The organism is Natrinema pallidum DSM 3751 (assembly GCF_000337615.1).
Classification (GTDB): Archaea; Halobacteriota; Halobacteria; order Halobacteriales; family Natrialbaceae; genus Natrinema; species Natrinema pallidum.
On record NZ_AOII01000091.1, the window covers coordinates 109,355 to 118,879 of the forward strand.

Annotated in this window: 13 protein-coding genes and 1 pseudogene; 7 read left to right on the forward strand and 7 right to left on the reverse strand. The window is 66.2% G+C overall.

Translation table 11 applies throughout. The features are described from left to right. Positions 1-25 precede the first annotated feature (25 nt). Positions 26-409: a hypothetical protein gene (locus tag C487_RS16170; protein WP_006186901.1), complete on the forward strand. Its 384-nt coding sequence runs from the start codon at positions 26-28 to the stop codon at positions 407-409. Between the two features lie 69 nt (positions 410-478). Here the strand turns inward: C487_RS16170 and C487_RS16175 are convergent, their stop codons facing one another. From C487_RS16175 to C487_RS16185, 3 genes are all read right to left on the reverse strand, one after another. Next, on the reverse strand, positions 479-994 hold the full coding sequence (locus tag C487_RS16175; protein ID WP_006186902.1) for a DUF7122 family protein: 516 nt from the start codon (positions 992-994) through the stop codon (positions 479-481). Further along, entirely contained in the window at positions 994-1,902 is a 909-nt protein-coding gene (locus C487_RS16180) for an RsmB/NOP family class I SAM-dependent RNA methyltransferase (protein WP_006186903.1), read from the reverse strand. The genes C487_RS16175 and C487_RS16180 overlap by 1 nt, the downstream gene beginning before the upstream one ends. A gap of 61 nt (positions 1,903-1,963) precedes the next feature. Next, positions 1,964-2,227, reverse strand: coding sequence for a hypothetical protein (locus tag C487_RS16185; RefSeq protein ID WP_138651989.1), 264 nt, complete (start codon positions 2,225-2,227; stop codon positions 1,964-1,966). A gap of 119 nt (positions 2,228-2,346) precedes the next feature. Here C487_RS16185 and C487_RS16190 point away from each other — a divergent pair, with 119 nt between their 5' ends. From C487_RS16190 to C487_RS16205, 5 genes and pseudogenes are all read left to right on the forward strand, one after another. Next, positions 2,347-3,093, forward strand: coding sequence for a proteasome assembly chaperone family protein (locus C487_RS16190; RefSeq protein ID WP_049908216.1), 747 nt, complete (start codon positions 2,347-2,349; stop codon positions 3,091-3,093). Positions 3,094-3,181: 88 nt separating this feature from the next. Continuing rightward, entirely contained in the window at positions 3,182-3,307 is a 126-nt protein-coding gene (locus tag C487_RS21760; protein ID WP_275039952.1) for a hypothetical protein, read from the forward strand. Positions 3,308-3,432: 125 nt separating this feature from the next. Next, a pseudogene (locus tag C487_RS16195) lies at positions 3,433-4,253 on the forward strand (aldo/keto reductase). 119 nt (positions 4,254-4,372) lie between these two features. Next, complete coding sequence (locus C487_RS16200) at positions 4,373-5,140, forward strand: hypothetical protein (RefSeq protein ID WP_006186906.1); 768 nt, start codon at positions 4,373-4,375, stop codon at positions 5,138-5,140. Between the two features lie 78 nt (positions 5,141-5,218). After that, positions 5,219-5,410, forward strand: coding sequence for a DUF7333 family protein (locus C487_RS16205; RefSeq protein WP_006186907.1), 192 nt, complete (start codon positions 5,219-5,221; stop codon positions 5,408-5,410). Between the two features lie 51 nt (positions 5,411-5,461). On the opposite strand, the gene C487_RS16210 is transcribed toward C487_RS16205, so the two are convergent. From C487_RS16210 to C487_RS16220, 3 genes are all read right to left on the reverse strand, one after another. After that, positions 5,462-6,697, reverse strand: a complete 1,236-nt coding sequence (locus C487_RS16210; RefSeq protein WP_006186908.1) for an AGE family epimerase/isomerase — start codon at positions 6,695-6,697, stop codon at positions 5,462-5,464. A gap of 118 nt (positions 6,698-6,815) precedes the next feature. Next, positions 6,816-7,787 carry a phosphoadenosine phosphosulfate reductase family protein gene (locus C487_RS16215; protein WP_006186909.1) on the reverse strand — a complete coding sequence of 324 codons (972 nt, stop codon included), beginning with the start codon at positions 7,785-7,787 and terminating at the stop codon, positions 6,816-6,818. A gap of 17 nt (positions 7,788-7,804) precedes the next feature. Further along, positions 7,805-8,026 carry a hypothetical protein gene (locus C487_RS16220; protein WP_006186910.1) on the reverse strand — a complete coding sequence of 74 codons (222 nt, stop codon included), beginning with the start codon at positions 8,024-8,026 and terminating at the stop codon, positions 7,805-7,807. 83 nt (positions 8,027-8,109) lie between these two features. Between C487_RS16220 and C487_RS16225 the strand changes: the two genes are divergently transcribed. Continuing rightward, positions 8,110-8,856, forward strand: a complete 747-nt coding sequence (locus C487_RS16225; protein WP_006186911.1) for an SDR family oxidoreductase — start codon at positions 8,110-8,112, stop codon at positions 8,854-8,856. Here C487_RS16225 and C487_RS16230 read toward each other — a convergent pair. Further along, positions 8,853-9,362 carry a hypothetical protein gene (locus tag C487_RS16230; protein ID WP_006186912.1) on the reverse strand — a complete coding sequence of 170 codons (510 nt, stop codon included), beginning with the start codon at positions 9,360-9,362 and terminating at the stop codon, positions 8,853-8,855. The two genes, C487_RS16225 and C487_RS16230, sit on opposite strands and share 4 nt — an antisense overlap. Positions 9,363-9,525 lie beyond the last annotated feature (163 nt).

A 9,525-nucleotide genomic window follows, 5' to 3' on the forward strand; every position in this document is an offset into this window, starting at 1 on the left:
TTCAAGCCCCACGAAACGGTGTCGCATGACGGAGTCGACGTGGTGGTACGGCATCGTTCCGTTTCCCGTCGTGGTACTGACGGCGTTGATAACGCGTGTCGCGTTCCGGGCGTTCGCTGCTGCGGCTCACCCGTCGACCGACGCGCCGCTGGGTGCGAGCATCGCGTGGTTCGCACTGCAGACGCTCTCCTTCTGGACGGGGGTCCTCGTGGCCGTGCTCGTCCTCGGGTGTTTGCTCGCTGACTGCCGAGCGCTCAGCGGGAACGAGACGTGGTCGCCGAGCGGCTGGTGGGGGCTCGCCGGCGTCGTCCATCTCGGCGGGGTGATCGTCCCGAAGCTCCTGCTCCTCTCGGTGCCGGCGCTCTCTGCCTATCTGTACCGTCGCCACGTCCGCCTCGGACGCCCCTGAGAGAAACAGCCGTCGGGGAGCGTATCTCGCCGAGACCGTCTCTCGAGTGGTCGCTCGCGTTCCCCGTCGCTACGGCTCGAGGTCCCGTTGTCGTCCCTTCGGGACCATCGAGCGGAGTTCGCCGTGAACGTAGAGGCCGACGCCGATCGCTTCGGACTCGCCCGCAATCTCGTGGGCGGCGATCAGATACCCCCAGTCGCCGTCCCACCACTCGAGCGTCTGGTCCTCGCCGGCGGCGAAGCGACGCGCCTGCTCGCGGTCGAGGTCGATCACGCACTCGGTGGCGTGGCTGCCAACGCGCTGGACGAAATCCGTCGTCGGCTTCCAGTGTTCCTGTCGCGTGCGGAGGCAGGTCATTCCGATCGCCTCGATCTCCAGCGGCGTCGGGGCCTCGCCGCGGTAAATCCAGATCTTCCCCGCACCCTTCTCCCAGAAGGTGTACTCGTCGAACGTCTCCGGTGGGATGCCGAACCGATCCGCGAAGTAGTCGACCACCGCCTCGCGCGTGGCTCGCCCGTCGACGGTGCGTTCGGCGTCGGTCGCGGGGAGTCGGTCGAACCGCTGACCGTCGTTGCCGTCGGCCATCAGGCGGTCACCTCCAGTTTCGCGACGAAGAACCCGCCGGTGTCGTTCTGGTGGGGATAGATCCGGGCCGCCCGCTCGAGGCGCTCGTCGAAGCTCTCGCCGTTCCACGCCGTCAGTCCCGGCGCGTGCGCTAGATCGAGGTCGAAGTCGACGACGCGACAGGACTCGTTGTCGAGGGCGTGCTGAACGACGGCCTCGTTCTCCTCGGGGGCGAAGGTACACGTCGAGTAGACGACCGTCCCGCCCTCGCGGGTGGCCTGGATCGCTCGGCGGATGATCCCCTTCTGGATGCCCGCGACGGAGGAGATGTGGCCCTCCGACCAGTTGTCGAGCGCGTCGGGGTTCTTCCGGATCGTCCCCTCGCAGGAACAGGGGGCGTCGACGAGGGTCCGATCGAACGCGTCGAAGTCGAACCGCTCGAGCGAGTAGTTGCGCGCGTCGGCGTTGGTCACGGCGAGGCTGGTCGCGCCGAGTCGCTCGGCGTTGAACCGCAGCGCCGAGATGCGGCCGAGGTTGTTGTCGTTCGCGACGACCGTCCCGCGGTCGTCCATCAGCGCCGCGATCTGGGTCGCCTTGCCGCCGGGCGCGGCACAGCAGTCCCAGACCCGGTCGCCGGGCTGTGGATCGAGAACGACCGGCGGCACCGCCGAGACCTCCTCCTGGCCGTGGGTAAAGCCGTGGAAGGAGGTCCACGTCGATCCCGGCGAGTCGGTCTCGAGGGTCAGGACGCGCGGGTTCCAGTCGGCTTGGTCGTAGTCGACGCCCGCCTCGTCGAGGGCCGCGAGCGTCCGCTCGACCGAGGCCTTGATCGTGTTGACGCGGACGGCGTTGCCGAGCGGCCGCTCGCAGGCCGCGAGGAACGCGTCGAAATCGTCGATAATCGGTCGATACCGCTCGAGTGGCTCCATCGGCTCGGGGTTCGAGCGACTGGCGCTTGTGGGTTTCGAAGCCGACGCCGGATCGCCGGGCTCACTTCCGGACGGGCGGCACCAGACCGAACGCGACACCGGCCAGCACAACGGCCCCGAGGATGAGACCGACGGCGAGTTCGGTGGACGCATCGACGAGCAGCCCTCTCGTCCCGAGGGCCAGGAACAGCAGTGCGAACCCAAGCAAGAGGACCGTTCCGATCGCGTCGAAAATCGCGTCCGCGTACGCCGCACGGACGAGCGCGTACCGGGCGTCGGAATCACGGTCGTCGGCCGGGTCGCGGTCCGTTTCCGGCGTCGGCATCAGTATCGAATCTTCGGACGCGACCGACATAACAGACAGGGTGCTCACACGAATTGCCCGAGAGATCGCCGACGGTCTCGGCCCTCGATTTTATGCCGGTGACGGCCATCGGTCGGAGTATGGCAGGTATCCGCGTTCAGGGACCGGAGCCGGACCTCGAGAACCCCACGCTCGTCGAGGGGTTTCCAGGCGTCGGCCTCGTCGGAAAGATCGCGACCGACCACCTCGTCGAGCAACTCGACATGCGTTACTACGCGAGCGTCAACTGCGAGGGGTTACCCCGGATCGGCGTCTACCGCAGCGGCGACCGGACGGCGCAGCCGCCGGTGCGCCTCTACGTCAGCGAGGAACACGACCTCATTGCCCTCCAGAGCGACGCGCCGATCGCGTCCCAGGCCGTCGAGAGCGTCGCCGACTGTCTGACCGGCTGGATCGTCGACCGGGCGGCGACGCCGATCTACCTCAGCGGCCTCCCCGCCGAGCGCGAGAACGGAACCCGTCCCGCCCTCTACGGCGTCGCGACCGGCGACGCCGGCGACCGGCTCGAGTCGACCGACATCGCGATGCCGCCGGAGGACGGTGTCATCACGGGGCCGACAGGGGCGCTCATCAACCGCGCCGCACACGAGGACTACGGGAGCCTCGCCCTCGTCGTCGAGTGTAACCATCAGTTCCCCGACCCCGAAGCCGCGAGCGTCCTGCTCGAGGACGGGATCGGTCCGGTCGCGGGCATCGAAATCGACGTCCAGGAACTCGTCGACCGGGCCGAAGAGATCCGCGCGAAGCGAGAGCAACTGGCCCAGCAGATGCAAGCGATCGGGCAGGACGAGAGTTCGCAGGCCCAGCCGCTGCGGATGTATCAGTAAGGCCGGACCGCGGTCGATCGTCGAGTCAGGGCGGTCGGACGTGACCGTCGGGAGAGCAGCGATCAGCTCGTCTCATAGTGCTAGACACATGTCACGTGAGACACCGCTCATCCGGCCGTCAGCAGTGGCACTCGCCGAGCGAATCCGCGACGCCGCTCTCGCGGCGAGTGCGACACTCGAGCGCGAACGGCCCTGGGAGCAGTTGTCCGAGTAACGGACGGCGAACGGTGCGTAACGATCACGGACCGCATTCGCCGATAGCCGAGGATCGCGCTGTCGCAAGGCGAACCCCTGTCCGCTACCCAAACCCATTTTCCCGTTCTGCTCCATCGATCGCACATGGGAACCAACGACGCCGAACAGACCGCCCCCGAAACGTATCCGTCCGCAAATGGGATGCCGATGCTCGGGCTCGGCACCTGGCAGAACGACGACGCCGAACAGTGCGCCGAAAGCGTCCGCACGGCTCTCGACGCGGGCTATCGACACATCGACACCGCACAGGCCTACGACAACGAGGCCGCCGTCGGCGAGGGCATCGCGCAGGCCGATGTCGACCGCGAGGATATCTTCCTTGCGACCAAGATCTGGATCACGAACCTCGAGCACGACGACGTCCTCGAGACGGCTCGGGACAGTCTCGACCNCTGCTGTACGTCCACTGGCCGGCCGGCGAGTACGACGCCGAGGGGACCCTCTCGGCATTTTCCGAACTCTACGACGAGGGTCTGATCGAGAACGTCGGCGTCAGTAACTTCCAGCCCGAGCACCTCGAGGAGGCCGTCGACATCTGTGACGCGCCGATCTTCGCGAATCAGGTCGAGCTTCACCCGCTGCTTCCCCAGGACGAGCTCAGGGAAGTCTGCGAGAACCACGACATCGAGGTCGTCGGCTACTCGCCGCTGGCCCGCGGACAGGTGTTCGACCAGCCCGAGATGCAGGCGGTCGCGGAGAAACACGGCGTCACCGAGGCGCAGGTCAGTCTCGCCTGGGCCCGCGAGAAGGGCGTTACCGCGATCCCGAAGGCGACCGGCGAGGACCACATCGAGGACAACTTGGCGTCGCTGACGGTCGAACTCGACCAGGACGACATCGACACGATCGACGCGATCGACGAGACGAGTCGCGAGGTCGATCCCGACTTCGGGCCCTGGAACTGAGCGACGACATCGGTTTTCGAGCCGGCCTGCGAGAACCGCCCGAACTGACGGCCGGCTGACCGATCGACAGCGAAGAAAAAGCAGGAAAGTTTACGGTACATCGGCTTTTTGGCTCGCGTATGTCTACCCGCTCGCGAAGCGGCGGTGGTGGGTTCGTCGGCGCGGTGAGAACCGACGTTCGCCGGTTGCACGGAGCCTGGATGGAACTCGTATTTCCTCGGCAGCGCGGTCGCGGTCACTCCGTCATGGGCAAGTGGGAACCGGAGACGCTCCCGCAGAAGATCAGCTATCACGGCTGGAGCACCCTGGGACTCATCGGCTTGCTCGTCCTCTATCCGCTTACCGTCCTCGGCCTCGCAACTCGCTACTACGCGGCGAAACTCGACTCGACGCAGACGCGACTCGGGATCATCGGCGTGACGACGGTGGCGCTGGTCGGCTGGGGCGCGCTGACGCTCATCTGGGGCGCGATGTCCTATCTCGAGCAGGTCGACGTCCCGATTAACGCCGTCCTCGCGGTCGGCCTCGCCAGCATCGTCGCGACGGTCTCGACGGCCCTCGCGGCGACGTGTTCGAAGTTCGGGGGCCGCGGAACGACGGTCGGTCTCGCGTACCCGTTCGCGATGACCGCGTTATTCCTGCCGCCGGTCGTCGCCGCGCTCGTCACGCCGTCGCTCGAGGAGGTCGTCCTCGAGCCCAGCTACGACCTCGCCGTCTGGGTGCTCGACAACGTGTTGTTCGTCGGCGGCTTGAACGACTACCTCCGCGGGAATTTCACCCTCGAAGGACCCGCCTACGCCGGGATGTGGGTCGGCCTCTCGTTCCCGCTTGGCTGGTTCCTCGGCGGCGTCGTCGAGTTGGCAAACCTGGTTCGTCCCTCGGAGTAGCCTCGATTCTCCCGCAGCCGCCGTGAACGGACTGCCGATTCCCGGTACCATTAGGGGCTTCCCTGCTAACGACCGTTCATGGAGTTCGATGGAACGAAGACGGCAGTGGCGTTTCTCGTTGTAATCGCACTCGGTGTTGGCGGATTACTCGCCGCACCGATGATGGCGATGAGCACCGTATTGATGATGGTCGCACCGTCGATGATCGTGTTCGGGTTGCTCATGCTCGTGCTCGGCGTCAAACACGGCGAGTATCGGGCGACTCGCTGACCTGGTCGACGGAAGCCGGTCCGAACCGTCGAACCGAACCCCGGGTATTGCTCACCGCTCGTCCGCTCGAGGCCCGAACGATGACCGCCCGTCGGCCTCGAGCGCTCGCAGCCCGAGCCAGCAGTTCGTCAGCGGATGGTATCCGGGTTCGACCGCCGGGCCGTGGTTCGGCCCGTCGCGGTCGTGGTCGCGCGTGAGTCGCTCGTACCAGTTGCCGTACCGCGGATTGATCAGGTGCTCGCCCGCGTACGCCCAGAGCCGGTCGTACCACTCGAGGGCTGCCGGCGATGCCCGGTCCGTCTCGCGGTCGGCCCGGCACAACAGCGCGCTCGCGCCGATCGCCTCGGCGTGCACCCAGCCGTACTTGTCGGGGACGATCGGCTCCCCGTCGGCCGTCACGGTGTAGTAGAGACCGCCGTACTCGTCGTCCCAGCCCAGGTCGACGGCGGTCTCGAAGAGGTCGTGGGCGCGCTCGAGCAGCCAGTCCTCGGGCCGGTGAGCGGCCAGCAGCGCCAACAGCTTCGCCCACTCGGCGTGATGGCCGGGCTGGTACCCCGGTGGTCTGAACCGGTGGCGGGGACTGTCAGCGTTGTACGACCGGTCCGGCTCCCACGCCTCCGTGAAGTGCTCCCAGAGGAGTCCGTCGGTCGCCGCAGTGACACCGCGGGTGAACCGGTCGGCGACCCTGACTGCCCGCTCGAGGTACCGGTCCGCGCCCGTGGCCTCGTACGCGGCGATCAGGGCCTCGCAGGCGTGCATATTGGCGTTCTGGCCACGATACGAGGCGAGGTCCCAGTCAGGCGACGCGCGGTCGGCGTAGAGTCCGTGGGACGGGTCCCAGAACCGCTCCTCGAGAACGCCGAACGCCCGCTCGAGTTCGGCTCGAGCGCCGGGGAGCCCCGCCTGCAGCGCCCGGGCGGCGGCGAGCAGGACGAACGCGTGTCCGTAACAGTACCGCGTCCGGTCGGTCGGCGTCCGCCCGTCGAGGAGCCAGTCGTATCCCGCTCGGTCGTCGTCCCAGTGGACGGTCGAGAGGAATCGAAGGCCGTGTTCGGCGGCGTACTCACACCAGTTCGGCCCGTCGGCGAGGACGCCCAGGCTGAAGTTGTGGACGCCGCGGGCCGTCGCAACGAGGTGTTTCGTCCGGGCGTCGTAGACGTGGCCGTCGCGTTCGTCGAGCTGTGCGACGTAGCCGCCGACGGCCGTATCCAGACAGTCCGGATAGTAGAAGTTCAATACGTCCCGAAACCGATGACGGAGGCCGGCCCGCGTTCGGTAGATAGTCATCACGGCGCGTGTTCACTCGAGGCAGCAATAAAGGCGCGCGAACGTGGAACGCGTTCGACGGCTCGACGATGGCGACCCGCCGAGCCGACCCAATCGTCCACTGACAGCTACGCCGAGGTTACATGTATCCGAGGTCGCGCAGGCGCTCCATCAGGTCTTCTTTGTCCTGAGCGCGGCCGGCACGTTCGGTCGTCCCCTCGAGGTCCTGCAGCCACGCGGGGTCCTCGTCGGACTTCTCGGTGCTGACTTCGCTGCCCAGCGAGCGGAAGCCGGCGAAGTACTTCGGCGAAATCGGGACATCGTCCTGTGCGACGCCCTCGGGGAGGTCGTCGTCGGCTTCGGGAACGTAGCCCTCCTCGGGGAAGTTCTCGACCGTGTCCGGCACCACGAAGTTCCAGAAGGCCTCCCAGACGGCGGCCTCGTCGAACTGCAGGATGGGCTGGATGCGGTCGTGGGGCGGGTAGATGTCGGGGTCGTGGCGCGGCGAAAAGAACGTCTCGTCGGCGCGGGCCTCCTGTTCGTCCCAGCGGACGCCGGAGATGACGCCGTCGATGTCGTGCTCCTCGAGCGCGTCGTTGAGCGCGACCGTCTTCAGCAGGTGGTTACCGACGTAGGTGTCGAGCAGGAACGGGAACGTGTCCTCTTCGTACTCGAGGATGTCCTCGACGTGGTGCTGGTTGTGCTCCGAGAGCGCCGAGATGTCGATCTCGTCGCCGGGCTCTAAGCCGTGTTCGTCGACGTACTCGCCGACGTCCTCGTTGCGCGCGTAGATGACCTCGAGATCCCACTCGTCGGCCCAGTGGTCGACGAAGTCGTGGATCTCGTCGAAGTGCTGGTAGTGGTCGATGAAGACCGCGGGCGGGACCTCGAGATCGAAGCGGTCGGCGACCTCTTTGATGAAATACAGCGTGAGCGTCGAGTCCTTGCCGCCGGTCCACATGACCGCCGGGTTCTCGTACTCCGCCAATCCCTCGCGGGTGACCTCGATCGCCTTCTCGATCTTGTCCTGGATGTGCGGATACTCGTCGGGGGCTTCACCTTCGCCGTCGGTATAATCGACGTCCGCGTAGTCGGGAGCGGTCTCGGCCATATCGTAATTAGATATAATTAGGAGGTGTAAATCTTTTGGGTCGGCGGAAAGACCTGTCGGCAGTAGGCCTCCTCACCTCGGCCCACTCGCCGGGCCCACGCCCCGGTGACCCGTTCGAAAACGCCGTCGTTGGACGACCCCGCAAAGCGTCCGAGCACGATCGCGATCCTCCCGTCAAGCAGCGGTCGGGCCGCGAACGTCGGCCGTCGAACGCCTTCTTTCTTCGATTCGGTGCTCACAGTGGGCACGGATCGTCTTCGGGCGGCTGAAGGTGACGGCCTGGCGAACGTATTACTCGATGGCCCCGAAAGCACCTGTTTGCATGCCAACGCTACACGACGAGACGATCATCGTGACCGGTGCGAGCAAAGGACTGGGGCGCTCGATGGCGCTACACCTCACGGAGCGCGGCGCGAACGTCGTCCTCGTGGCCCGAAGCGAGGACGAGCTCGCGGCCGTCGCGGACGCGGCCGACGGCGAGACGTTAGTCGCCCCGGCGGACGTGCGCGACCCCGACGCCATCGACGACGTCGTCCGGTCGACGGTCGAGCGCTTCGGAACCCCCGACACGCTGTTCAACAACGCCGGGGTTCCGGGCCGACACTTCGGCGACGACCGCGGTGCTCTCGTCAATACGGACGACGCGGAGTGGACCCGAATCATCGAGATCAACCTCACCGGTGTCGCCCTGTTCACGAAGCGCGTCCTCGAGGCGATGCTCGAGGCCGACGAGACGTCGGGCAACGTCGTCAACGTCTCCTCGGGACTCGGGACGGCTGCGGTCCCCAACGCTGCGCCGTACGTTAGCTCCAAATGGGGGCTCGAAGGGTTTACACGGGCGGTCGCGCTCGAGGTCGACGCCGACGGGATCAACGTCAACGCGATCGATCCCGGCGGCCGGGTCAACACGCAGATCTGGGAACACCTCCCCGACGCCGAACGGCAGGAGATCCTACAACCGGACGTGATGGACGACGCCGCCGCGCTGCTCGCGGCACAGGGGCCCGACGGCGTCACCGGCGAGTCGATGACCGCCGACGAGTGGGAGGACCGACTCGCCGAAAGCTAAGGGTTCGAGTCGCAGTCGTACGACACGTCTCGAATCGTCGTGTCCTCATAGATGTAGACCGGATCGGACACCGCGAACCGGAGGGTCACGTCGGCCGTCCCGTCGTCCGTGACGGTGTCCGAACACGACAGGACGACCTCGCCGGATTCCCCTTCGGTCAGCGACGCTGGCGATTCGCTGACCTCGAGCGTGTCATCGGACGCGCCCGCAATGGCGGTAACATCGGCACTGACGGTCGCATAGTCGGCGACGTATCTGTTTTCGAGCGCGGCAACCGTCCGTGGTTGCTCATCCGTATAACAGTAGAACCAAAAACAATCGTAATTGGAGATCTCCCTGGATCCGTACTCGTCCTGTATCGAGAGGTATGCATCGGTCTCCGCGGCGACGGAGGTGGATGCGTCCCGTTGTGCGACGAGTTGCTCGACGGAGCCGAGCTGTGCGACACCGAGAACCGCACCCAGCACGATCAACAGCACGCCGAACGCCTTCAGGGATCGATTCATGAGCGGGCTGAAATCGTCGAGTGACGCTCGGGGCCACACGGCGATTCGCTTGACACCGAATTATTATATAGGTACGTGTTTACCCCGAGGTCTCGACAGCCGGCACAGCGTGAGCCCGTGAGAGCATCTCATTGCTGCTGATGACTCGACGAAGCTCTTCGTA

What these genes read in the sequence shown, in the direction of transcription:
- C487_RS16170 (WP_006186901.1), top strand. Translation starts at nt 26, where the DNA reads ATGACGGAGTCGACGTGGTGGTACGGCATCGTTCCGTTTCCCGTCGTG.
- C487_RS16230 (WP_006186912.1), bottom strand. Translation starts at nt 9,362, where the DNA reads ATGAATCGATCCCTGAAGGCGTTCGGCGTGCTGTTGATCGTGCTGGGT.
- C487_RS16175 (WP_006186902.1), bottom strand. Translation starts at nt 994, where the DNA reads ATGGCCGACGGCAACGACGGTCAGCGGTTCGACCGACTCCCCGCGACC.
- C487_RS16190 (WP_049908216.1), top strand. Translation starts at nt 2,347, where the DNA reads ATGGCAGGTATCCGCGTTCAGGGACCGGAGCCGGACCTCGAGAACCCC.
- C487_RS16215 (WP_006186909.1), bottom strand. Translation starts at nt 7,787, where the DNA reads ATGGCCGAGACCGCTCCCGACTACGCGGACGTCGATTATACCGACGGC.
- C487_RS16185 (WP_138651989.1), bottom strand. Translation starts at nt 2,227, where the DNA reads ATGCCGACGCCGGAAACGGACCGCGACCCGGCCGACGACCGTGATTCC.
- C487_RS16205 (WP_006186907.1), top strand. Translation starts at nt 5,219, where the DNA reads ATGGAGTTCGATGGAACGAAGACGGCAGTGGCGTTTCTCGTTGTAATC.
- C487_RS16225 (WP_006186911.1), top strand. Translation starts at nt 8,110, where the DNA reads ATGCCAACGCTACACGACGAGACGATCATCGTGACCGGTGCGAGCAAA.
- C487_RS16180 (WP_006186903.1), bottom strand. Translation starts at nt 1,902, where the DNA reads ATGGAGCCACTCGAGCGGTATCGACCGATTATCGACGATTTCGACGCG.
- C487_RS21760 (WP_275039952.1), top strand. Translation starts at nt 3,182, where the DNA reads ATGTCACGTGAGACACCGCTCATCCGGCCGTCAGCAGTGGCACTCGCC.
- C487_RS16210 (WP_006186908.1), bottom strand. Translation starts at nt 6,697, where the DNA reads ATGACTATCTACCGAACGCGGGCCGGCCTCCGTCATCGGTTTCGGGAC.
- C487_RS16200 (WP_006186906.1), top strand. Translation starts at nt 4,373, where the DNA reads ATGTCTACCCGCTCGCGAAGCGGCGGTGGTGGGTTCGTCGGCGCGGTG.